The organism is Planctomycetota bacterium, from assembly GCA_016872555.1.
GTDB lineage: Bacteria > Planctomycetota > Planctomycetia > Pirellulales > UBA1268 > F1-20-MAGs016.
This window is the reverse complement of the sequence record VGZO01000017.1, coordinates 13,454-37,058: the sequence shown is the minus strand read 5'-3', so window position 1 is coordinate 37,058 and position 23,605 is coordinate 13,454. Positions and strand designations below refer to the sequence as shown.

19 protein-coding genes are annotated in these 23,605 nt (G+C 71.7%); 7 read left to right on the top strand and 12 right to left on the bottom strand.

Annotated features, from left to right (window positions below):
* Positions 1 to 96 precede the first annotated feature (96 nt).
* Both FJ309_07810 and FJ309_07805 read right to left on the bottom strand, forming a co-directional pair.
* A complete protein-coding gene (locus FJ309_07810) occupies positions 97 to 1,257 on the bottom strand; it encodes a helix-turn-helix domain-containing protein (GenBank protein ID MBM3954505.1) in 1,161 nt (386 codons plus the stop codon).
* Between the two features lie 144 nt (positions 1,258 to 1,401).
* A complete protein-coding gene (locus FJ309_07805; GenBank protein MBM3954504.1) occupies positions 1,402 to 1,827 on the bottom strand; it encodes a hypothetical protein in 426 nt (141 codons plus the stop codon).
* Between the two features lie 273 nt (positions 1,828 to 2,100).
* On the opposite strand from FJ309_07805, the gene FJ309_07800 reads away from it, so the two are divergent.
* The 3 genes from FJ309_07800 to FJ309_07790 are packed head-to-tail and all read left to right on the top strand — an operon-like array spanning position 2,101 to position 6,446.
* Complete coding sequence (locus FJ309_07800; GenBank protein ID MBM3954503.1) at positions 2,101 to 3,390, top strand: MotA/TolQ/ExbB proton channel family protein; 1,290 nt, start codon at positions 2,101 to 2,103, stop codon at positions 3,388 to 3,390.
* Positions 3,387 to 5,438 (top strand): hypothetical protein, encoded by a 2,052-nt coding sequence (locus FJ309_07795; GenBank protein ID MBM3954502.1) that lies wholly within the window; start codon positions 3,387 to 3,389, stop codon positions 5,436 to 5,438. The genes FJ309_07800 and FJ309_07795 overlap by 4 nt, the downstream gene beginning before the upstream one ends.
* Positions 5,439 to 5,453: 15 nt before the next feature.
* Positions 5,454 to 6,446, top strand: a complete 993-nt coding sequence (locus tag FJ309_07790) for a hypothetical protein (protein ID MBM3954501.1) — start codon at positions 5,454 to 5,456, stop codon at positions 6,444 to 6,446.
* Positions 6,447 to 6,462: 16 nt separating this feature from the next.
* Here FJ309_07790 and bioA read toward each other — a convergent pair whose 3' ends face one another.
* The 9 genes from bioA to FJ309_07745 all read right to left on the bottom strand — a co-directional run bounded on the left by bioA (position 6,463) and on the right by FJ309_07745 (position 15,260).
* On the bottom strand, positions 6,463 to 7,851 hold the full coding sequence (gene bioA, locus FJ309_07785) for an adenosylmethionine--8-amino-7-oxononanoate transaminase (protein ID MBM3954500.1): 1,389 nt from the start codon (positions 7,849 to 7,851) through the stop codon (positions 6,463 to 6,465).
* A gap of 172 nt (positions 7,852 to 8,023) precedes the next feature.
* Positions 8,024 to 8,815, bottom strand: coding sequence for an SAM-dependent chlorinase/fluorinase (locus FJ309_07780; GenBank protein MBM3954499.1), 792 nt, complete (start codon positions 8,813 to 8,815; stop codon positions 8,024 to 8,026).
* Between the two features lie 55 nt (positions 8,816 to 8,870).
* Complete coding sequence (gene gatB, locus FJ309_07775) at positions 8,871 to 10,364, bottom strand: Asp-tRNA(Asn)/Glu-tRNA(Gln) amidotransferase subunit GatB (protein ID MBM3954498.1); 1,494 nt, start codon at positions 10,362 to 10,364, stop codon at positions 8,871 to 8,873.
* Between the two features lie 49 nt (positions 10,365 to 10,413).
* On the bottom strand, positions 10,414 to 11,898 hold the full coding sequence (gatA, locus tag FJ309_07770) for an Asp-tRNA(Asn)/Glu-tRNA(Gln) amidotransferase subunit GatA (GenBank protein ID MBM3954497.1): 1,485 nt from the start codon (positions 11,896 to 11,898) through the stop codon (positions 10,414 to 10,416).
* A gap of 92 nt (positions 11,899 to 11,990) precedes the next feature.
* On the bottom strand, positions 11,991 to 12,293 hold the full coding sequence (gatC, locus tag FJ309_07765) for an Asp-tRNA(Asn)/Glu-tRNA(Gln) amidotransferase subunit GatC (protein MBM3954496.1): 303 nt from the start codon (positions 12,291 to 12,293) through the stop codon (positions 11,991 to 11,993).
* Between the two features lie 178 nt (positions 12,294 to 12,471).
* Positions 12,472 to 12,951: a 50S ribosomal protein L28 gene (gene rpmB, locus FJ309_07760; protein ID MBM3954495.1), complete on the bottom strand. Its 480-nt coding sequence runs from the start codon at positions 12,949 to 12,951 to the stop codon at positions 12,472 to 12,474.
* A gap of 29 nt (positions 12,952 to 12,980) precedes the next feature.
* The gene (locus FJ309_07755) at positions 12,981 to 13,859 is read right to left on the bottom strand and encodes an inositol monophosphatase (GenBank protein ID MBM3954494.1); all 879 of its coding nucleotides are present in this window, start codon (positions 13,857 to 13,859) and stop codon (positions 12,981 to 12,983) included.
* Complete coding sequence (locus FJ309_07750; GenBank protein MBM3954493.1) at positions 13,856 to 14,500, bottom strand: signal peptidase II; 645 nt, start codon at positions 14,498 to 14,500, stop codon at positions 13,856 to 13,858. Before FJ309_07750 ends, FJ309_07755 begins: the two co-directional genes overlap by 4 nt.
* 367 nt (positions 14,501 to 14,867) lie before the next feature.
* On the bottom strand, positions 14,868 to 15,260 hold the full coding sequence (locus FJ309_07745; protein ID MBM3954492.1) for a TraR/DksA family transcriptional regulator: 393 nt from the start codon (positions 15,258 to 15,260) through the stop codon (positions 14,868 to 14,870).
* Positions 15,261 to 15,510: 250 nt separating this feature from the next.
* Between FJ309_07745 and thrC the strand changes: the two genes are divergently transcribed.
* A complete protein-coding gene (thrC, locus tag FJ309_07740) occupies positions 15,511 to 16,920 on the top strand; it encodes a threonine synthase (GenBank protein ID MBM3954491.1) in 1,410 nt (469 codons plus the stop codon).
* A gap of 8 nt (positions 16,921 to 16,928) precedes the next feature.
* A complete protein-coding gene (gene dapB, locus FJ309_07735; GenBank protein ID MBM3954490.1) occupies positions 16,929 to 17,774 on the top strand; it encodes a 4-hydroxy-tetrahydrodipicolinate reductase in 846 nt (281 codons plus the stop codon).
* A 63-nt stretch (positions 17,775 to 17,837) separates the two neighbouring features.
* Here dapB and FJ309_07730 read toward each other — a convergent pair whose 3' ends face one another.
* Positions 17,838 to 18,773, bottom strand: coding sequence for a hypothetical protein (locus FJ309_07730; protein ID MBM3954489.1), 936 nt, complete (start codon positions 18,771 to 18,773; stop codon positions 17,838 to 17,840).
* Between the two features lie 113 nt (positions 18,774 to 18,886).
* Between FJ309_07730 and FJ309_07725 the strand changes: the two genes are divergently transcribed.
* Together FJ309_07725 and FJ309_07720 are read left to right on the top strand one after the other, a co-directional pair.
* Positions 18,887 to 22,051, top strand: a complete 3,165-nt coding sequence (locus FJ309_07725) for a DUF1553 domain-containing protein (GenBank protein ID MBM3954488.1) — start codon at positions 18,887 to 18,889, stop codon at positions 22,049 to 22,051.
* Between the two features lie 22 nt (positions 22,052 to 22,073).
* On the top strand, positions 22,074 to 23,510 hold the full coding sequence (locus tag FJ309_07720; protein ID MBM3954487.1) for a DUF1501 domain-containing protein: 1,437 nt from the start codon (positions 22,074 to 22,076) through the stop codon (positions 23,508 to 23,510).
* Positions 23,511 to 23,605 lie beyond the last annotated feature (95 nt).

The window sequence follows — 23,605 nt, the reverse complement described above, 5'->3', positions numbered from 1 at the left end:
GGCTCCCCCGCGCACCGGGGGCAGCCGTCCGTCGCATCCCGATTATAGGCCGACCGGTCAGCGACGCGGAGCCCGCGCGTCGCGGGACCCTGCCGCTCAGCTGCGCCAGCCGAACAACTGGGCGAGGCCGTCGAGGAGCGGATTGGCCATCCGGGTGCTTTCCGGACTGCCGATCGTCCGCACCAGGTCGTAGGCGATGAAGCTTCCCAGGAGCAGCAGCAGCGAGCAGCAGATCAGCCCCACCACCTGCCAGACGCTGAACGCCATCTCCTCGACCACGGTGCCCGGGAAGGCGAGCAGGTCCGACGAGCCGGCGCTGGGGATCGCGCTGTCCTCGGTGAACCCCGAACTGGAGCTCTGACCGCCGATCGTCTGGCCGAAGAAGCTCGACTCCCCCGCCTCCGAGTCGGAGGCGATCACCACCGAAGCGCTTTCCTCCTCGGTGCCGGTGACGCCGCCGAGTTCGAAGTCGTCGCCACTCGATCCGGCCGAGCTGCCCGGCTCGTCGAGCAGGCCCCCGCCGACCTCGAGCGAGACGCCGCTGTCGAGCGGTCCGGACGCCGGTGCTTTGGGCCTCCCGCCTTGCGACGCTCCCGAACCGAGGCTCGGGCTCGATCCGAGCCCGACTCCCGAGCCGAGATCGACCCCCGACCCGAGTGCGATTCCCGAACCCGCGCCGGCAGCCGGGCCGATTCCGGAGCCCCCGGCCAGATCGATCCCCGAACCGAGTTCGATTCCCGATCCGCCGCCGAGGCGCCCCGAGCCCGGGCCGTCGAGCGACGGAGACGACGTCGCCCCGACGATCGCCTCGAGTTGCAGGTCGTCGCTCTCGGCCGCTTCCTGCCCGAGGTCGGGCCCGAGCACCAGGTCACCACCCCCGAGAAGATCGTCGTCCAGTGACAATCCACCGGCGGTGCCGGCCGCGGATCCGAGGCCACCCGTCGCCGATGGCGACTTCGGATTCGGTTGCTGCCCTTCGAAGATCGAGTCGAGCTCCAATCCGTCGTCGAGGACCAGTGGCTCATCCGCCGCCGGACCCTCGGCCGGCAGGTCGAGGTCGAGACTCAGGTCGTCGGAGCCTTCGCTGCCATCGGCGAGGTCGGCCAGGGCACGCTCGATCTCCTCGAGCTTGAACTTCAGCGTCGCGCCGTCCCGCATCGGGAACAGCACCTTGCGGTCGACGAGACGGTTGACCTCGTCGATGGTCTTGCCCAGCATCCGGGCGGCTTCTTCGAGCGACAGGAATTTGCCGGCCATGGGGCGACCTGCGGCGCGGGGAGGAATGGGGCTTTCTGGTGGGATCGTCGAATCCCTGCCTCCGATTCTACGCCCCCGCCGCAGCCGCCGCGCGACCGCCACCGTCATCACAACCGGTACCCGCCGCGATGATCGGCGCGTTCGTCAGCGGGGGGGGGCGTCCTGCTCCACCATCCGCCTGACGGCCGATGGCCGCGGCTCGCCGGCGTTGAATTCGCCAACCAGCAGGTCCCAGGTGAGATTGCGGGTGCTCTTCAGCGTCAAGGCTCCGGTCGCGGCCTCGACGTGGTACACCGCCGCGGCTCGGGCCGAGGCGTCGACCACGAGGAGCATCTGGCGGCCGTCGTCGAGCGGGGTCGTCGAGATCCAGAGCGTCCCGGCCGCCGACTCGCTCGCCGGCCCGACGGGGCGCCCCGGGCGCTGGGCCAGTGCCAGGCCGGCCAAGCCACCTCCCACCAGGGCGGTGGCGATCAACGTCGCCCGTGAACCATGCCACCGGCGGCGGAGCGCGTGGCGGCCGTCGCCGGAGCAACAGTCCGATCGGGGGGGTAGGCCAAGGTGGCTGGTCATCGGTTTGCTCCGCGGGGGGCACGCCGTGTCGATGCGGCGGCAGGGGTGAGCGGATACGTGGTGGCGGCGACGAAGGTCAAGGCGACCTCGCGCACCTGCCGGGCCGACGCCCATCGCCATGCTTGCCTGGTCGACGCAGGGCCCCGGCGCTCGCATGCTCCACTGCCGTTCCCCCGCCGGCGCCGTTTCGATTCAATCGCCCGCGCAAGCGCTACCGATGGTAGTGATCGTGCCGACGGTGCGTTCGGCCCCGACGTTCCGGGAGAGGAAGCCGTGCCGTTCGTCGCCCGCCTGACCACGCTGCTCGTCCGCTCGCCGCTCGTCTGGGGCGGAGCAGGTGCGTTCGCGTTCTTCGCCCTGATCCGTGCCGGCGTCGTCACCCATCCGGGCACGATCCGCTACCTCGCCGGCCACTGGGTCGAGTACGTCGAGACGACGATGTTCTGCGTCGGCCTCGCGGCGCTGGTCATCAAGATGATCGACGTGGCGACGCAGCGGTCGCATGTCGAAGAGACGTGGCTTGACGCACCGGCGGACGGCGGCGACGAGCCCGGGACGGCGGTGTCGCTCCGCGATTCGATCGACGAAGACGCCGAGGGTTGGCTCCCGCGCCGGCTCCGCGAGGCCCTCGACATGGTGGCTCGGACGGGGTCGCCGGAGGGGCTCGAGGACCACCTCAAATACCTCTCCGACCTCGACGCCGCGCGCGCCGCGAGTGGACATGGCCTGGTGCGGTTCATCGTCTGGGCGATCCCGATCATGGGCTTCCTCGGCACGGTGATCGGGATCACCGAGGCGATCGCCAATCTGTCGCCGACACAGCTGGAGAACATCACGCTCGTCGTCGCCGGCCTCGGCGTGGCCTTCGACACCACGGCGACGGCGCTCGCGCTGTCGATGGTGCTGATGTTCGTGCAATTCATCCTCGATCGGCAGGAGCAGCAGCTCCTCGCCGCGGTCGACGAGACCGCCTGGGCGACGCTCGCCGGCCGGTTCCAGACCCCCGCCGGCGGCGACGTGACGGCGCTGGCGGTGGCCCGTCTCGGAGAGGCCGTGACGCGAAGCACCCGGGAGCTCATCGAAGCCCAGGCCAAGGCCTGGCAGGGGCTGGAGCAGACCGCCGGGGCCGGCGTCGAGAGGATGCTGGCGGAGTCGGGCGTGGCCCTGCGGACCGCGGTGACCACGTCGCTCGAGGAGACGCTCGGGCGCTGGCATTCGAGCCTGGCCGAGGCCCACGCCCACCTCACCGGGGCCCACGAGGACCGCTGGGCGAAGGCCGCCGGGGCGCTCTCCGAGGCCGTGGCCGGGCTCGGGCGCCACCAGCAGGCGATCGCCGGCCAGACCGAGCTCCTCGCCCGCGTCGTCGACGCGACCCGCGACATCGCCACGCTCGAACGGGCCCTCGAGGGCAACCTCGCCACGCTCGGGTCCGCCGGACGCTTCGAGGAGACGCTCACCGCCCTGTCGGCCGCCGTGCAGCTCCTCGCCGCCCGCGCCGCCGACGTCGCCGAGCCGCGGCGCGTCGACCTCGCGGTCGTGCGCCGGGTCGGACACGCCGCATGACCAGACTCCGCCGCACCGTCGGGCCGACGATCTCGTTGTTCCCGTTTCTCGCCGTGCTCATCTGCATGATGGGCGGGCTGCTGGTCCTGCTCGTGATCTTCAGCCGGGCCGCCGGCGACGCCGGCCGCGCCGCGGTGCAGGCGGCCCTGGCCGACGTCGAACTGGAGCGGGAGTCGGCCACGTGGCGGGTCGACCAGCTGCGCGGCGTTCGCGACCGTACCGCCGCCGACCTGGCCACGGCCCGTCTCCAGCTCGCCGGCGCGGAGGAGAACGCCCGGGCCCTGGCCGACGAGCTCGACCGGCTGGTGGCGACCGTGAAGGCGCTGGGGGCGCCGAGCGCGCAGCCGGGTGACGACGACCTCACGAGCCTCGAAGGCCAGCTCCGCTCGGCCCGCGAGTCGCTCGAGAAAAAGCGTGCCGAGTCGGCCGACCGTCCTCCCGCGTATGCGGTGATCCCCTACCAGGGCACGCACGGCACCCACCGCCGTCCGCTGTACGTGGAGTGCTGCATCGACGGCGTGTTCCTCCAACCGGAGGGGATCCGGCTCGGGCCGGCCGACTTCGAGGGGCCCCCGGGGCCCGGCAACCCGCTCGCCAGCGCCCTCCGCGCCGCCCGCGAGCACATGGCCCGGACGGCGCGCGATCCCGCCGATCCGGCGCAGCAGCCCTACCCGCTGCTCCTCGTCCGGCCGTCGGGGATCATGGCGTACTACGCCGCGCGGGAGGCGATCGCCTCGTGGGGCAGCGAATTCGGCTACCAGCTCGTCGACGAAGACTGGACGCTCGCCTTTCCCCCGGCCGATCCCCTCCTCCGCGACGTCCAGGTCCGCGCGGTCGAGGAATCGCGGCGCCGGCTGCAATGGCTGGCGGAGGTTCGCCCGGCGAAGCCGGCGGCGCGTCAGCCGCTGTACCGCGCCGCCACGACGCGCGGCGGGATCGTCTCCGAGGGGGGGCCGAGCGTCCTCGGCGACCAGTCGCGTTGGGAGTGGACCGAGCAGCAGGCCAGCGCCGGACCCCGCGACGGTCGATCGGCGCTGGGGACCGGCGCCGGTCCCGGTGGCGGTGGGACTGGCTCCGGGACGTCCGGCGACGGCAGCGGCGGCGACGCGCCGGAAGGTCCCGGCCGACCGCTCGTCGCCGGCGGCGACGACACGGCGGCGCACGGAAATGGTCCTGTGCTCGGCGGCCAAGGGGGCGCCGGCGGCCAAGGCACGACGGGAGGTGCCTTTTCCCGGGCGACGGCCGCGTCGCGCTCCGGGGAGGGTCCCGCTGGCCGGATCGCGGCCGGTGGCGGCGGACCGGGCGGCGATTCCTCGCGCGGTGCCGCGCCGGGCCCGGGGGGCCAGGTCGGTGATCGGTATGCGTCGGCCGCGGCCTCGGCCTTCGCCGGTGGTGGAGCGACCGACGGAACCCCAACGGCCGGGGACGTGGCGCGAGGTGGCGGAGCCGGCGATGCGGCAGCTGGAGCAGCCGGCGGAGCAGCGGCACGCGCGGGCGCCACCGGTGCAGCGACCGCCGGAGGGAGCGCCGGTGGCATGGCCGGAGGCTCCGGGGGCCAACCGATGCCCGGGATGCTCAGTCCCCCGGCGGGCAGTGCCGGGCAGCCCGGTGCCGCAGCGGGGGGCGCGACGGTCTCCCTGTCGACGCAGCGCGGCAGCAACTGGGCGAGTTTCGCGACACAAGACCGACCGATCCCGATCACGCGTCCGGTGCGGATCGAGTGCGCCGCCGACGAGCTCCGGATCTTGGCCGATGGCAGCCGACGGGTCGAGACGCGCGTGGCGGTGCCCGGCGCGACGGTCGAATCGGTCGACGCGCTGGTCGAGGCCCTCCGCGAGAAGGTCGGCCGCTGGGGGCTCGCCGGCGACCGGATGTATTGGAAACCGCAGCTCGTCCTCTCGGCCGCGGCGGGGGGCGCGGGGCGGCGCGACGACCTCTGCCGCCTGCTCGCCGATTCCGGCCTCGAGACCACCACCGACACGCGCGGCGACGAGATCCGCAGCCTGCCCCCGGTGGGCCGCCTTGGCTACGCCGCCATCCAGCCCTGAGAGGAGTCCACCGCGATGGCCCGACCGCGGTCCGGCGAGATCGAGACGGCAGGACAGGACTCGTTCCTCGACGTCGTCACCAACATCGTCGGCATCCTCGTGATCCTCGTGATGCTCGTCGGCGGGCGGGTGCACCAGCTCGTCGGCGGTGCCGCGGCGACCGACACGCAGGCGGCCGAGGTTCGGCGCGCCGTCGGCGAGCTCGCCGTCACCGCACGGAGCCTGGAAAGCGAGGTCGCGGAACTGTCGGCGCAGACGGACGTCGTCGCGGCGGCGGCCGAGGAGGCCGGACGGGCACGGCTCCAACTCGCCACCGCGATCGCCGCGGTGAAGGTCGACCTGGCGGCGGCGCGGCAGGCGACCGACGAAGCGACGGCCCGCGCCGCCGAGGCGGCCGCCAAGCGGACGATCCTCGAGGAGGATATCGAGCGGACGCAGCTCGAGGCCGAGGGGCTCTCGCATGCCGCCGCCACGACCCGTGAGGTGCTCGCCTACCCGACGCCGATCGGCCGCACGGTCAATGGCGAGGAGCTCCACTTCCGGCTCGCCGCCGGCCGGATCGCCTACATCCCGCTCACCGAGCTGTTCGAGCAGGCCAAGGCGCAGACGAGGCGCGCCGGCGCCAATCTCGCGTCGCTCGCCACGCGCATCGAGTCGGTCGGGCCGGTGCAGCAGTTCGGGCTCGACTACGTCATCGAGGCACGCGTCGATCAGGCCCGTGGGCAGGTGCTGATCCGTTCGCGCGAATGGGTGATCAGGCCGGTCGGCGAGACGATCGGCGAGACCGAGGAGGAGGCCCTCGCCGCGGCATCGCGCTTCCGGCGTGTGCTCGCCGGGATCGCGCCCGACACCACGATCACGCTCTGGACCTACCCCGACAGCTTCGAGTTGTTTCGCGCCGTCCGCGCCGAGCTCCACCGCCTCGGCCTCCAGACCGCCTGCCGGCCACTTCCCGAGGGAGCGCCGATCGGCGGCTCCGCCGAGGGGAGCAAGTCGGTCGCCCACTGACGGCCCGCGGCCTCGCTCATGCCGTCGCCGCGACGATCCCCGCCTCGACCGCGGTCGCGAGCAGATCGAGCTCGTCGGCGGAGATGCACAGCGGCGGCACGATCGCGACGACGTCGCCGAGGGGGCGGAGGAGCACGCCGTGGCGCCGCGCCTCGAGGCACGCCCGCGCTCCGCGGCGCTCCTCCCAGGGATACGCCGTGAGCGGGTCCCGGTCGGCGACCAACTCGATGCCGGCGAGCAACCCGCACTGCCGCACGGCCCCGACATGCTCGAGCCGCGCGATCCGCGCGAGGTGGTCGGCGAGCCGACCGGCGATCTCCGTGACGTGCTTGAGCACGTGCCGGTCGTCGAAGATCGCCAGGCTCTCGAGGGCCACCGCGGCGGCCAGCGGGTTGCCACCGTAGGTGTGGCCGTGGAAGAACGTTCGCCGGTCACCGTGGCTGCCGAGAAACGCGTTCCAGACCCGCTGGGTCGTGAGCGTCGCCGCCATCGGCAGGTAGCCGGCGGTGAGCCCCTTGGCGAGGCAGAGAAAATCGGGCACGACCCCCTCGTGGTCGCAGGCGAACATGCGACCGGTGCGGCCAAAGCCGGTCGCCACTTCGTCGAGGATCAGCAACACGCCGTGGGCCGCGGTCACCCGGCGCACGGCGGCGAGGAATCCCGGCGGGTGGACGAGAATCCCGCCGGCCGCCTGGACGAGCGGCTCCATCACGACCGCGGCGATCGAGTCCCCCTCGGCGGCCAGCAGTGCCTCGAGGCGCGCCAGGCAGGCGGCGGCGTCGACGGCCCGGACCATGGTGCTGCCGCGCTCCATCGGCACCGGCAGCCGGATCGCCTCGAACGTCAGCGGTGCGAACAGATCGGTGAACCGGTCGACTCCGCCGACGCCGACGGCCCCGAGCGTGTCGCCGTGGTAGGCGTCGTCGAGGGCGACGAACCGGCGCCGCGCCGGCCGTGGCGGGTCGGCCTGGAGCCAGAACTGGAACGCCATCTTCAGGGCCGCCTCGATCGCGGTCGAGCCGTCGTCGGAAAAAAACACCTTCTCGAGGCCGGCCGGCGCGACCTCGACGAGCCGCCGCGCCAGCGCCACCGTCGTCGGGTTGGAGAGGCCGAGATTGGTGGTATGGGCGACGCGGCCGGCCTGCTCGACCAGCGCCCTGTCGAGGCGCGGGTGGCGGTGGCCGTGGACCACGCACCACATGCTCGCGGAGCCGTCGATGTAGCGCCGGCCGGCCGTGTCGACCAACCACGCCCCGCTGCCGCGCTCGATGAGGAGCGGTTCGTACTCCTGCATCTGCGTGAACGCGTGCCAGACGTGCTCGCGGTCCCAGCGCGCCAGTTGTTCCGCCGTCGGTGCGGAGGGGGGCGCCTCGCGCGGCGGCGCGGGGGTTGTGGTGGTGATCATGACCGCAGTGTAGCGGTCGGCACGCACCGGCCCGGCGGCCTCCCCGAACGGGCAACTGTCACTCAGGCGTTCCGGTCGGGCAATCGCCCACGGTGCCCGCCGGCAGTCCGCGGCGGACACTTGTGGCTCGCCCCGAGGGCAGCCCCTTGATGCCCGGGGCGTCGGCCCCGCCTCACGCCTGCGGCGGAGCGGGAATCGTGACGGCGCTGCCGACGCCGGCGCCGAATCGCGACGCCGCACTCCCCTGGACGACCGCCACTTCGATCACGTCCTGGGAGCCGACGAGGGTCACAGCCGTCCCGGGGTTGGCATCGCCGTAGGTGCGGACGAGCGACCGCACGTGGTGGGGGCCGAGGTCGATCGCCCCGGCGGCCACGACCGCCGGCCAGAGGTCCGCCGGGAGGTTGGTGACCAGGTTGCCGAACGTGTCGACGTCGACCACCACCCCGTGCCACGCCTTGTCGCGCTGGAACGGCCGCGGCAGTGGCAGCGTCACCAGGTCGGCCACCGCCGCGCCGAGGGCGCCCGGGTCGGTGCCCTCGAGGAGCCGCACCGCCGCCGGTGCGAGGACGTCGCGGCCGTGGAACGTGCTCGACGCCTCGGCGGGTACGGCGAGGCGGTGACAGCCGACGAGGCCGTGGCGGGCGATCGCCAGCGACAGGACGCCGTTGTCAGGGGCGAGGAATTGCTGGCGACCGACGCGGGCCCACACCAGCCGGCGGCCGGTGCCGACCCCCGGATCGACGACCACGACGTGCAGCGAGTCGTCGGGGAAGGCGAAGCAGCCGCGGGCCACCATCCACGCTCCGGCGCTGACGTCGTGGGGCGGAAGCGTGTGGGTGATGTCGACCAGCGTCACCGGCACGGCCGCCGACAACAGCCGCCCCTTCACTTCGGCGACGTAGATGCTCCCGGCGCCGAAGTCGGTCGTCAGCGTCACGACGCGCGGGCGGAGGAGCGGCATGGAAAGGCCGATGGGGAGAGGTGCAGGCGGCCGGTGAGGCCCGTGCGCAGGGGCGTCAGGACCCGCGGATCAACGCAATCGCGGTCTCGCGGACCTTGGCAGGGTTGACGTTGGGGTTTTTCTTGCGGGCCTGGCCGATGAGGCCCGCGGCGGCCTGCTCCTTGCCCCCCTTCACGTCGGCCACGATCTTCGGGTTGGCGGCGAGCAGGTCGCGGACCAACTCCACCAGGTCGTCGTCGCTCACCGCGGTGATCCCCAGCGCGGCGACGGCCGTGCCGACGTCGGCTGGCGTCGCCGGACGCCCGAGGGTGAGCAGACCGGCGAAGATCTCCCGGCCGCGCGCCGTGTCGAACTCACCGCGCGCCACCCGGCCGACGAGGTCCGCCAGCGCCTCCGGCCCGACGGGAAACTCGGCGATCGTGCCGCCGCGGTCGTTGAGCGTGCGGAGCACGTCCTGCTGGAGCCAATTGCTCGCCGGCTTGCCGGCTCCCACCATGCCGGCCACCGTTTCGTAGTAGGCGACGACGTCGCGCCCCTGGTTGACGATCACGTCGGCGTCGTAGGCGGAGATGCCCCAACGCGCCTCGAGCGCCCGGCGGAGCGCCGTCGGCGGCTCCCCCATCGCCCCCCGCGCCGCGGCGACGTCGGCGTCGCTGACGGTCACCGGCACGAGATCGGGGTCGGGAAAGTAGCGGTAGTCGCTCGACTCCTCCTTGTGGCGTTGGGCTCGGGTCACGCCGGCGGCGTCGTCCCACCCACGCGTTTGCTTGGGCGCCTTGCCGATCTCGATCCCCGTCTCCTGCCACTCCTCCCACTGCCGCGCGGCCTCGTAGGCGAGGGCCCGCTCCACCGAGCGGAAGCTGTTCATGTTCTTGATCTCGACGATCGGCGTCTTGGCGATCCCGTCGCCGCGGGGGACGTGGAGATTGACGTTGGCGTCGACGCGCAGGCTCCCCTCCTGCATGTTGCAGTCGCTGACGCCGAGGTAGACCAGCAGCAGCCGCAACTCGGTCAGCCAGGCGCGGGCCTCCTGCGGGCTGCGGAGGTCGGGCTGGCTGACGATCTCCACCAGCGGCGTGCCGGCGCGGTTGAGGTCGATGCGGCTGTCGCCGGTGCCGGCGGCCTCGTCGTGCATGCTCTTGCCGGCGTCCTCCTCGAGGTGGACGCGGATGATGCCGACGCGCCGCGGCGGGAAGGCCCCGCGCGGATCGACGACCTCGAGGCTGCCGTCGGTGGCGAACGGGAGGTCGAACTGGCTGATCTGATAGCCCTTGGGCAGGTCGGGATAGAAGTAGTTCTTCCGGTCCCATTTCGTGAACGGCGCGATCCGGCACTCGAGCGCCAGCCCGGCACGGAGCGCGAGTTCGAAGGCCCGTCGGTTGAGGACAGGAAGCGAGCCCGGCAGGCCGAGGCACACCGGGCAGACCTGGGTGTTGGGGGGTGCGCCGAAGTCGGTCGGGCAGCCACAGAACAGCTTCGTGTGGGTGAGGAGCTGGACGTGCACCTCCAGCCCGATGACGGTCGTGTACGGGGCGGCGGCGGTTGGCATGGGCCCGGTTCCGGGTCGAGACGGGGGGAGGAGTGCGGACCGCGGCCGGTCACGCGGGGAGCGCGGCGGTGCGGCGTTGGTGCCAGTCGGTGAGGTGTTGGAAGCGGTCGGCGACACGGAGCAGGAGCGCCTCGGAGAGCGCGGGCCCCTGGAGCTGGAAGCCGATCGGCAGTCCGCCGCGCGTGAAGCCGCAGGGAAACGAGATCCCCGCCATGCCGGCGAGGTTCGTCGCCACCGTGTACAGGTCGACGAGGTACATCGCCAGCGGGTCGCCGGTCTTCTCGCCGAGGCGAAAGGCCGCCGTCGCCGACACCGGCCCGCCGATGACGTCGACCTTCTCGAAGGCGTCGAGGTAGTCCTGGCGGATCAGCCGGCGGACGCGGAGGGCACGGGCGTAGTAGGCGTCGTAATACCCGGCCGACAGCGCATAGGTGCCGAGCATGATCCGGCGCTTGACCTCGGAACCGAAACCCTCGGCGCGGCTGCGGCAGTACATCTCCACCAGCGGCGAATCGAAACCCCCGGCGGTGACCGTGCTCCGATGGCCGTAGTGGGCCCCGTCATACCGGGCGAGATTGCTGGCGGCCTCGCAGGGAGCGACGAGGTAGTAGGTCGGCACGCCGTACCGGGCGTGGGGCAGTTCGACATCGTGGATCGTCGCCCCCGCCGCCTTGAAAACGGCGAACGCCTCTTCCACGCCGCGGGCCACCTCGGGTTCCAGTCCGGCACCGAAATGGTCGGCCACGCGGCCGATCCGCAGGCCGGTGAGCGGCTGCTCGAGGAGCTGCGAGTACGCCGGCACCGGAGCGGACAGTGCCGTCGAGTCGCCCGGGTCGTGCCCCGCGATCGTCTCCATCACCAGGGCGCAATCGGCCGCGGAGCGGCACATCGGCCCGACCTGGTCGAGGCTCGAGGCGAAGGCGATCAGGCCGCGCCGGCTGACGCGCCCGTAGGTCGGCTTGAGACCGGTGATGCCACACAGGCCGGCGGGCTGGCGGATCGAACCACCCGTGTCGGACCCGAGCGCGGCGGGGGCCATGTCGGCCGCGATCGCCGCTGCCGAACCCCCGCTCGAGCCCCCCGGGGCGCGGTCGAGGTCCCAGGGGTTGTGGACGGCGCCGAACGCCGAGTTTTCGTTCGATCCCCCCATCGCGAACTCGTCCATGTTCGTCTTGCCGAGGATCACGGCGTCGGCACGGCGCAGCCGGGCGACGACTTCGGCGTCGTACGGCGGCCGGAAGCCGGCGAGCATCTTCGAGGCGCAGGTGGTCGGCAGGTCGCGGGTGCAGAGCACGTCTTTGACGGCGACCGGCAGTCCGGCGAGTGGCCCGAGCGGTTCGCCCGCCCGCCGGCGGCGGTCGATCGCCGCCGCCGTCGCCAGCGCACCCTCACGATCGACCGCAAGGAACGCGTTGATCGAACCGTCGACCCTCGCGATCCGGTCGAGAAACGCCGTCGCCACCCGTTCGGCCGACACCTCACCCCGCCGGACGGCGGCGACGATGTCGGTGCTTGACAGTTCGCAGGGTTGCATCGGGGAAGGCCGTGTCTCGGGGCGGGAAGGGGAACGGGCGGCGTTGGTCCGCCCGCGACATGGATCGGCGCCCGACGGCGCGGGAGGCCGTGTCAGGCGGATCCCGACTCGCCGAGCACCGCCGGAACGAGAAAACACTCACCGTCATGCCGGGGAGCCGACTGGAGGGCTTCGGCCGTCGACAGGCAGTCGTGGACAGTGTCGGCCCGCAGCACGTTGCGGGTCTCGAGCGGGTGGGCGAGCGGCTCGACGCTCGCGACGTCGAGGTCACCGAGCTGCGACACGAAGCCGACGATCGACGACAGTTCGCGCGCCATTCCCTCGAGCTCGGCGGGCGACAGAGCCAGCCGGGCGAGCAGTCCGACCTTCGCGACTTCGGCGGGGGACAGGCTCATCGACGGTGGATCTCCTCGGCGGGAATACTCGCTCGCGTAGCAGACGCCGCCCCTGGCGGAATCAGCACGATCACCTTGGCCAATCGACCCCCGGAACCGCACCGAGCCGCCGGCACGGGAACGGCACCCTGCGGGGCCCGGTGGTCACCGCCGACCGTCGCCCAACCCCGTCAGCGGCTCAGGGCCGTGCGCGGGGACCCGACGGAACGACGTCCTCCGCCACGGTCTTGGGCGTCTCGACGGTGGGCAGGCGAAACGGCTTGTGGCGAACGAGCTTCGTCACCCGGCCCGAGCGGATGCACTGCGTGCACGCGAGGACCGACGTGCTCGTCCCCTGCCCGACCGTGACCCGGAGCCGCTGGAGGTTGGGCTTGAATTTGCGGCGCGAAATCCCGGTCACCTTCGTACCCACCCCGCCCAGGTACTTCGCCTTGCCGCGGATCGTGACGGTGTTCCCCATCGAGAACCCCTTGCCGCAGACTTCGCAGGAACGTGCCACGGTGACCCAGCCTGTTCGAAACGGGTACGGAACCGGAAAACCAGCCAAAAAGCATAGTGAATCGGCCGATTTCCGCAAGCCGAGTCGCCCGGGGGCCAGGCGTCGGAGGGGATCGGCCCGTCTGTCCCGCCGGAAGGGTTGCGCGGGGGCTGGCGCCATCGCAACCCGCGCGCCGCGGCGGCCGGTCGTCAGCGGCCCGGGCCCGGCCGGTCGGCAAGCAGGGCGAGGACTGCATCGTGGACGAGGCCGTTGGTGGCTACGCCATCGCCTCCGTCGATGCGGGGCTCGCCCAACCAGTCGGTGAACCGCCCCCCGGCCTCGGCAATCACCGGTTCAACGGCCGCCGCATCCCAGGGGTTCATCACCGGATCGACCATCACCTCCGCGCGGCCCGTGGCGACCAAGAGGTAGCCGTAGCCATCGCCCCAGGTGCGCGCCACCTGGCAGGCCTGTTCGAGGGCCCCGCGGGAAGCCCGACCGGCAGCCTCGTCCCGGCGCTTCCCGAACGAGGTGAAGTCGCTGGTGGTGACCAGCGCCGTCGCCAGCACGCCGCGCCGTGACACCCGGGCGGGGGTCGCGACGCCGCCGCGCTCGACATGCCAGGCTCCGCCGCCACGGGCCGCATAGACCGCTTCGTCGAGGGCCGGGATCGCGATCACCCCCAGCACCCCCTGCCCTCCGCGCCGGCAGCCGACCAGCGTCGCCCACAGCGGCACGCCGCGGATGAACGACTTCGTGCCGTCGATCGGGTCGACGATCCACTCGAAGCCGCTGCGGCCGACCGCCGCGCCCGACTCTTCGCCGAGGAATCCGTCGTCGGGCCACGCCCGCAGCAGGTGCCCACGGAGCACCTCCTCGGCGGCGCGATCGGCGATCGTCACCGGCGAGTTGTCCGCCTTGACCTCGACGCCGAGATCGGGATTACGGAACCAGGCGAGCGTCGCTGCCGTGCTCGCCCGGACCGCATCGAGGGCGGTGTCGAGGCGCGCCGCCACGTCGGGATCCGACGCCCGTGCTGCGGAACGGCCATCTCCGGCCCGGGCGCTGCGCTCGTCGGCTATCGTCATTGCGTTCCGCCGGCGGTCGCCGCAGACGCCCGCGTCGCCTCCTGCACGGGGCGGCCGTCCTCGGGATCTTCCGCCCGATTTTCGTCGGTCGTCGGATCGAGGCGCGGGCCCCGCGCGGGCCGCAGCGAGATCGCGATCAGCGCGGTGGCACCGATCACCAGCCACGCATCGGCGAGGTTGAACACCGGCCAGTCGATCACGCCGTCGAGTCGAAAGTGGATCCAATCCCGGACGGCGATCACCGGGGTTCCCGCGCGCGAGGCAGGCTCTTCCCAGGAAAGTCCCGCCAGCCCGAGCCGATCGTACAGGTTGCCGATGATGCCGCCGGTGATCAGCCCGAGGGCGCCGAGGAGGCGCGGATCGCCGCGCGTCGCGGGGCGCGACACCATCGTCACGATCCCGCCGATCGCGACGACCGAGATCGCCGCGAACACCATGCCGAACCCCTGACCGATGCCGAACAATGCCCCTTCGTTGAGATTCATCTCGAGCGAGAGGATTCCAGGAACGACGACGATGCCGGGATGTTTTCCCGGCATCCCCAGGACGGAAAACAGCCACTGCTTGGTGATCAGATCGAGTGCGGCGGCCCCAAGCGCCAGCAGCATGAACACCAGCCACATTTTTCGATGACTTGCCATCAGCCTTGCCCTTCCCTGCTCGCAGGCGTGATCGGGATTCCGCCTTGCCACGGAGTGTCTCCCGCGAGCATCCCCCCTCGATCGCCCGTAGGCCGGAGGCCTCACAACCCCCGCGCCCGGATCTACGGAAAGACAGCGGCAGGTGTGCGGCCGGCGCGGGTCGTGGCCACGGATTCAACGCCCGCGGCGCCGAACAATTACTTTTCAGACAAGGTACAGTGTCGCTGCAGAATACCTGAACCCACGATGCCTTGCTGTTTGGACAGCAGGGGCCGCCAGGCTGCCGAGGACCGGATTCAGGCTGCACGGTCGAGCGCAACCTGCCGCGCGGCCGGAGGCGATGGTGTGCGTCACCCGAACCGGTCGGTCACCGCGGCAGCCGCGGACTCCCGCCCGACTCGAGCCGTTCCGCGCAGCGGATGCACGTCGGCGCGAATGGGAGGGCTTCAAGGCGTTTCTTGGCGATCACGCCCCCGCACTCCTCACACTGGCCGTATGTCTTGGCCCGGATCCGCTCGAGCGCGGCTTCGACCAATTCGAGGGTGTCTTCCTCCGACGCCATCAAGCTGAGCGTGAACTCCTGCTCGTACGCGTCGCTTCCCAGATCCGCCATGTGGATCGGCATCGTCGACAGGTCGCCGCTGGCCTCGGCGCGATTCTTCCGCAACGCGGCATCGGCCATCGTGTTGACATCCCCCCGAAGGCGGGCCCGAATCGCCTCGAGCGACTGGCGAAACGGCTTCATTTCGGCCGCTTTCATCGTCCGCATCCCTCGTCTCCCCTGTCAGAGGTCCAGGGCCCCTCGGGCTGAACCGCGCACTCTTTTGTACTCGATTCCTCGAGGCTGTCAAACTGGCAGGCTGTTCGGGGCACTTGTCTTTGCCGTCGCCCGGGGTGTGACCTAGTCTCCCACCAGGTGGCCGGTCCGGCCCAGAACCCTGGTCGATTCTGCCGACAACACCCAGTGGCGTCATCCCGCGGCCCACCGGCGGGTCGCCGGAGACCTGCCCGTGTCCGTTCTCGCCCGCACCGACCTCGCCTTCCAGCGGTGCATCGATCCCGCCTGCGCCGCGACGTATTCCGTCGACGAGGTGCTCACGGCTTGCCCGGCGTGCGGCAACCTCCTCGACGTCGCCTACGACTGGGATCGCCTCCGGCCGCCGGGGTCGTTCGAGGTCTTCGAACGGAAGTGGCTGCAGCGCGGCGACCCACTGGCGGTGAGCGGCGTGTGGCGGTTTCACGAACTGCTGCCGTTCGCCCCGCGCGAAACGCTGGTCACGGTCGGCGAGGGCCAGACGCTGCTTTCGGTGTCCGACCCGGTCGGGGCGTTCGTCGGGCTCCGGCCCGGCCGCCTCCATCTGCAGTACGAGGGCCTCAATCCGTCGGGGTCGTTCAAGGACAACGGCATGGCGGCGGCCTTTTCCCATGCCCGGCTGATCGGCGCCCGCCGCGCCGCCTGTGCCTCGACCGGCAACACCAGCGCGTCGCTGGCGCTGTATTGCGCCGTGACCCGGCTGATGCGCGGGATCATCTTCATCGGCTCGGGGAAGATCTCCTACGGCAAGCTCTCGCAGGCGCTCGACTACGGCGCGCTGACGATCCAGATCGCCGGCGACTTCGACGACGCCATGGCACGCGTCAAGGAGGTGGCGGGGAAGCTGGGGATCTACCTGGTCAACAGCGTCAACCCGTTCCGGCTCGAGGGCCAGAAGACGATCATGTTCCGCGTCCTCGAGTCGCTCGGCTGGGACGTGCCGGAGTGGATCGTCGTGCCCGGGGGCAACCTCGGCAACTCCAGCGCCTTCGGCAAGGCGTTCGCCGAGCTGCACGCCCTCGGCCTCATCGACCGGATCCCGCGGCTGGCGGTGATCAACGCCGCCGGCGCCAATACGCTCTACGAGCTCTACGAGCGGCGCGGGCTGCGCTGGCTCGGGGGGCGTGCCGACCTCGCCCCCGCCTGCCACTACTACGACGAGCTCGACCGCGACAAGAAGCGCGCCGACACCATCGCCAGCGCGATCGAGATCAACCGCCCCGTCAACCTCAACAAGTGCCTCCGGGCGCTCGAGACCTGCGACGGCGTCGTCCGTCAGGTGAGCGAACAGGAGATTCTCGACGCCAAGGCGCAGGTCGGCGCCGGGGGCTTCGGCTGCGAGCCGGCCAGCGCTGCCAGCGTCGCCGGGGCCCGGCAACTCGTCGCGGAGGGGGTGATCGGCCGCGACGAGCGCGTGGTCTGCATCCTCACCGGCCACCAGCTCAAGGACCCGACGGCCACGGTCGCCTACCACACCACCGACCAGAAACTGTTCAACGACACGCTCGGCAGCCGCGGCGTCAGCCGGGCCAGCTTCGCCAACCGGTCGGTGAGCGTGGGCAATCGGATCGACGAGATCGTCCAGGCGATCGACCTCTACGGCTGAACCACCCGATGACCGACGCACGCGCCCCGCAGGCCGGTTCCTCTTCGTCCCCCGTTCCACGCCGCCTCGTGGTCCACGGCGCCGCCGGCCGGATGGGGCGGCGGATCGTCGCCTGCGCGGCCGGAGAGCCGTCCGCCTGGAGGATCGTCGGGGCCCTCGAAGCCGCGGGGCATCCGCGGACGGGGGACGACGCCGGAACGCTCGCCGGCGTGCCGGCCCTCGGCGTGGCCGTCAGCGACTCGTGGTCCGGCGACGCCGATGTCGTGATCGACTTCTCGCTTCCCGGGGCGGTCGCCGCGATCGCGGCGCACAGCGCCGAGCGGGGTATTCCGCTGGTGGTCGCGACGACCGGCCTCGAGCCGGCCGACCAGGCCGCGATCATGGCTGCCTCGCGGCGCATCGCCGTCCTTCAGGCCCCGAGCATGAGCCTGGCGGTCAACGTGGCGATGGACCTCGTGGCCCGTGCCGGTGCACTCCTGCGGAGCGCGGGCGAGCGCGTCGACGTCGAGATCGTCGAGTGCCACCACCGCCACAAGGAAGACGCCCCGAGCGGCACGGCGCTGCGGTTCGGAAGCCTGGTCCACGAGGCCCTGGGGGGCGGCGGCGTCACCCATGGCCGCGAAGGACGGCCGGGCCCCCGGCCGGCGGGTGAGATCGGCTATCACGCCGTCCGCGCCGGCGACAATCCGGGGGAGCACACGATCCTGTTCGGACTCGACGGCGAATCGCTCGCAGTCAACGTCCGGGCCACGGGCCGCGACTGCTACGCCCGCGGGGCGCTGGCGGCTGCTGCCTTCCTGGTCGGCCGGCCGGCCGGGCTCTATTCGATGGCCGACGTCCTCGGGTTGGGCTGATCCGGCCGTTGGTCACGCGGCCCCACCGACACAGTGAGGCCTCCCCGATTCGGTGACCGTTTCTCACCATCTCGGTGAAGGCGGTGGCGTCCTTGCCCCTGGTCCGGCGGTCTGGCCCCTCCGCCGCCGTTCACAGACCGCTAGCGCCCCGACAACCAGCGAAAACACGGCTGAAAACGACGACGGATCGATCTCGGGGATGACCGTCGAAGGCGTCTCGTAATACGCGCCGGTGATCGCCACGTGGACCCCGGTCGGGTTGAAGAAATCGGACTTTTCCGCCGTATCGAACAAGTTTCGCACTCGGAACGTCAGCGTATTGACTCCGGTGGTGAACAGGCTGCTCAGAGGCGTCGTTGTCTCGTAGCTGAACGGACCGCCGCCCGCGGCCCCTGGGATCGCGGTGCCGTTGAGAAACGCGTTGGGCGTCACGTTATCCCCGGCAAATGAGCCGGAAATGAAGATCTTCAACACGTCCGTGAACGACGACGGCAGCGTGAACGTCGTCTGGTAGACGTACAGCCCGACGGGGGCGATGACGTTTTGGTCGGTCGGGGTAAACGGCGTGCCGGTAGACGTGAACGAGCTCGGTGGTGTGACCCATTGCGAAACCCGCGGTCCCGAGGTGATGTTGGGGCTGTAGTCCCAGGCGGAAATCTTGTAGGCCCCCGGGGCGCCGAGGAAAATCGAGGGGTCTGCCGGGGGATAGTTGCCGTACGGGGCCTGCGACCCGCTGACGGTCGTATCGGGGGTGAACGCCGTGATCTGGTAGTGGGGATCGCTGGCCCCGTTGGCGACCAGCGATGTCTGGGTCGCGGCGCCAGTGCCAAAGAGGTCGGTGATTTCGACGACTGCGGCAGTCGCCGGGGCGACGCACGCGGCGGCGAGCGCCAGCCCGATTGCCGCGGAAACCAGCCGCTGCATGTCGCCGCACGACGAGATTGTGCCCGCGGTCATTCCGGTCACTGACTGCCTCGCAAAACCAGGTGCCACAGCCATCATTCCAGCTCCTTGCTGCCCATCCGCTGGCAGCCCCATTCGATACCTACAACCGGACTTATTTGCATATTCCATGCCGAATCGGCGGTTGCGGTCGGAAAAGAAAGTTTTTGATGCAGCGGTCGAGGACCCCCGTTGCATTCCGGTCTCTTTCTCACGGATTGGCGATGAATCATCGACGTCCGTGGGTCTTGTCGCGGTTCGAGCGCCGGTTGATCATGTGTTTCAGCGGGAGCTCGGGGAGGGGGATTTGGCTGATCACTGGGGCGTTTTGCTCCACACGTGGTCACTCGACCGGGGTGAAACGCTCCAGCTTCCAGCTGCGAGAGCATGTTGACAATTCGGCCCATCCGGGATCTTTGTGGGTGGACGACAAGAGACGACATCCCGGCATTCCCATGACAGGGCCGTCGAAGCCCCCTCCGCCGTCGCCCTCGCATCGGCCCGTCACCCCCTGGCTGCGGGTCGATGCGAGGGCAAAGGCGCGGGGGGCGTCCCCCTCTGCAGAGCCCGAGCGGAGGCTGCGCCTGCCGCGAGGACCCACGGAAATTCCGGATCGACCGAGAACTCCGCTCCCCAAACCTCCTGCGATCATGGGGATGCCGGCGATTGTTGGCGGTCTCGTCCTGCTTGTCCGCGTTTTCCTCGCGGGCTGCGGCGCAGCACCGGCCGCCGAGCCCGAGTCGAGGCAGCCTGACTCGACCCTCTCCGCTGGCGATGCTCTCGAGGTCTATCGCACGGCCATCCGGCCGCTTCTGGCGAAACGCTGCCAGCCGTGCCATGGGGCGCTTGGCCAAGAAGCCGGGCTTCGGCTCGACACGGCCGCGGCGCTGGTGGCCGGCGGACAGAGTGGCCCGGCCGTGGAACGGGGGGCACCGCAGCGGAGCCTGATCGTCGACCGCGTCTCCGCCGGCGATCCCGCGCTGCGGATGCCGCCGCCGGGAGAAGGGGAACCGTTCACGGCTGCCGAGATCGACGCCCTGCGCGCATGGATCCTCGCCGGCTGCCCGGCGCCCGAGATCGAGGCACCGGAGCCCGATCCCCGCGACCACTGGGCCTTCCGTCCCGTGGGCCGGCCGGTGCCGCCGCCCGGCCCCGCGCATCCGCTCGATGCGTTCCTCGACGCGGCGCGGCGGGCCCGCGGCATCGCGACGGTCGCCGCCGAGGCGCCGCGGAGCGTGCTGGTGCGACGTGTGTTCATCGATCTGGTCGGCGTGCCGCCGTCGGCCGAGGATCTCGCCACGCTCCTGGCCGATCCGGCCGACGACTGGTACGAGCGCCTCGTCGATCGCCTCCTGGCCGATCCCCGCCACGGCCAGCGCTGGGCGCGCCACTGGATGGACGTGTGGCGCTACTCCGACTGGTGGGGGCTCGGCGACCAGCTCCGCAACAGCGCGCCGCACATCTGGCACTGGCGCGATTGGATCGTCGAGTCGCTCGTCGCCGACGTCCCCTACGACGAAATGGTGCGGCTGTCGCTCGCCGCCGACGAGTTGGCCCCGCTCGATCCGGCCCGGCTGCGGGCGACCGGGTTCCTCGCCCGGAACTGGTTCCTGTTCAACCGCACGCCGTGGCTCGACGAGACGGTCGAGCATGTCGGCAAGGCGTTGCTTGGGATGTCGTTCAACTGCGCCAAGTGCCACGACCACAAATACGACCCGCTCCGGCAGCGCGATCATTACGCGCTTCGCGCCTTTTTCGCGCCGTACCACGTCCGGCTCGACGTCGTACCCGGCGAGCCCGATACCGAACGCGACGCGATCCCGCGCGTCTTCGACGGTGTTCCCGATGCCGCCACCTACCTGTTCGTCCGCGGCGACGACGCCCGGCCCGACCGCGATCACCCGGTGGCCCCCGGGGTGCCCGACCTGTTCGGCGTGCCGCTGCCGCCGATCGAGCCGGTCGTCCTCCCCGCTGCCGCGGCTGATCCGGCGCGGCAGCCGTGGGTGATCGACGCCCATCGCGCCGCCGCGGCGAAGCGCGTCGCCGCTGCCGATGAGGCCCACGCCAAGGCTTCCGAGGCCGACCGGCCGCTGGCCGAGGCCCGGCTCGCCGTCGAGCGCGAGGCGCTCGAGTCGGTCGTCGCCCGTGGTGCGGCGATGACGGCCGCCTGGGAAGGCGCCGACGCCGCCGCCGGCCAATCCACGGCCCGCGCCGCCGTCCGAGCCGAGCGGTCGCTCGCTGCGGCCCGGGCGGACCTCGCGGTCGTCGAGGCCGAGAGCCAGCATGCCGCCGCCGACGACGCGAAGAAGGGCGCCGCGGCCGAGAAGCTCGCGGCGGCCCGTACCGCCGCGGAACAGGCGCGCACCGCGATCGACGAGCCGGGAGACATGTTCACGCCGCTGGCCGGAGCGCGCTGGGTCCCGACGCGCTTCACCTACTCGGGCCACGACGACCCGCCGATCCCGTTTCCCGCCACGAGCACCGGCCGGCGGCGGGCGCTGGCCGCGTGGATCACCGACCCACGCCATCCGCTCACGCCCCGCGTCGCGGTCAATCACCTGTGGACGCGCCACATGGGAAGGCCCCTGGTAGCGACGATGACCGACTTCGGCCGCCGCGGCGCGCCTCCCACGCACCCCGAGCTGCTCGACTGGTTGGCGGCGGAATTCATGGCCGGTCCCCCGGGCGGCACGCCCTGGAGCATGCGGCATGTCCATCGGCTGATCGTCACGTCGGCCGCCTACCGGATGGCCTCGAGCCCGGTGGGGCTTCTCGACGCGGCCCGGCTCGATCCCGACAACGGCCTGGTGTGGCGGCGCGAGCCGGTGCGGCTCGATGCCCAGGTGGTGCGCGACTCGATCCTCGCCGTCGCCGGGCTGCTCGACGTCGCGCCCGGTGGGCCGCCGGTCGCCCCCGCCGCGCAGGGAGAGTCGCGGCGCCGCAGCCTGTACTTCACCCACTCGGAGATCAGCCGCAATCCGCTCCTCGCGGCGTTCGACGACGCCTCGGTGAAGGAGTGTTATCGGCGCGACGAGAGCGTCGTGCCGCAGCAGGGGCTGGCGCTGGCCCACGCGGCGCTCGTCCACGACGCCGCCGCCGCCGTCGCGACCCGGCTCGCCGCCGGCGGGGGAGGCGACGAGGCGTTCGTCGACCGGGCGTTCGTCACGGTCCTCGCCCGCCCGGCCGACGGCGCCGAGCGCGCCGCGTGCCTCGGCGCACTCGCGCGGTGGCGCGCCTTGCCCGCCGCCGACCTCGGCGGTAGCGCCCCCGACCCGGCCCGTGCGCACCTGGTGTGGGCGCTGTTCAACCACACCGACTTCGTCACCGTCCGCTGACCTTCCGCGAGGTGCTCGCCCGATGGTTCCTCACCCGTCACCGCAGGCCCGCCGCCGACTCCTCGGCACCGGGGCGGCGCTCCTGGCCGGTCTGCCCCGCCCGGGAGCAGCCAGCGACACGCCGGCCGCCGGCACGCGGCTCCCTGACGGCCGGGCCCACGCGCCGGCCAGGGCGCGGAGCGTGATCTGGCTGTTCATGAACGGCGGCGTGAGCCATCTGGAGAGCTTCGATCCCAAGCCCGAAATCACGCGCCACGCCGGCAAGACGATCGCCGAGACGCCGTTCGCCGCGGTCCAGGACCCGGCGAAGCTGGCGCTCGAGCGGGCGCCGGTGCCCGATGCCAACGGCCAGCAGCGCAACGTCCTGTTTCCGCTCCAGGTCGGCTTCCGCCGCCATGGCGAATCGGGGATCGAAGTCAGCGACTGGTTTCCCGGCATCGCCGCGGAGATCGACCGGATCGCCGTGGTCCGCTCGATGTACACCACCGATTCCAACCATGGGGCGCAGACGCAGTTTCACACCGGCCGGCACATGCTCGACCCCGCCTCGCCCACGCTCGGCGCCTGGGTCCACTACGGCCTTGGCTCGCTCAACCCGGCACTCCCGCAGTTCATCTCGATCGGCACGCGCGAGTATTGGAACAAGCGCGACGGCCACTACCTCGGCCCCGCCCACGACGCCGTCCCGCTGCGGATCGACCCGGCCAATCCGCTCGACTTCGGCCGCCCCGAGCGGCCGTTCCCCGCCCCGGCCGCGGCCGTCGGCCTCGACCTCGTGACCGAGCTCAATCGGCTCACGGCGCGCGGCTTTCCCGGCGATGCCGCTACCGTGGCGCGCACGGCGGCCTACGAGCTCGCATTCCGGATGCAATCGAGCGTGCCGGAGGTCGTCGACGTCGCCGCCGAGACCGCCGAGACGCACGCCCTCTACGGCCTCGATCGGCCCGAGTGCCGGGAATTCGCCCTGCAGCTCCTCGCCGCCCGGCGGTTCGTCGAGCGCGGCGTGCGCTTCGTGCAGATCCAGCACGGCGGCGGCGGCGCCGGCGCCTGGGATGCCCATGGCGGCCTGCGTGCCAACCACGAAAAGCTCGCCCGCGCGGTCGACCGGCCGATCGGCGGCCTGCTCGCCGACCTCCACCGCCGCGGCCTGCTCGACGAGACGATCGTCGTGTTCGCCACCGAGTTCGGCCGCACCCCTGGCACGCAGGGGAGCGACGGCCGCGACCACCATCCGTTCGCCTTCTCGGTGTGGCTCGCCGGCGGCGGGATCCGCGGCGGCTGCGTCCATGGCGCGACCGACGAGCTCGGCTTCCACGCCGTCGAGGACCGGCACTACGTCACCGACGTGCATGCCACGATCCTCGCCCTCCTCGGGCTCGACTCGCGCCGCCTCGAACTGCCGGGGCAGAAGCGGCTGGCGATCGACCATGGCGAACCGATCCGTGCGATCATGGCCTGAGTCGCCCGCGGGCCGCCGCGCCGGCGAACCGCTCTTGCCGCCGCGCCAGCCGCTGTTGCTACGATCCTTTCCTACACACGGCTTCGCGACCGAAC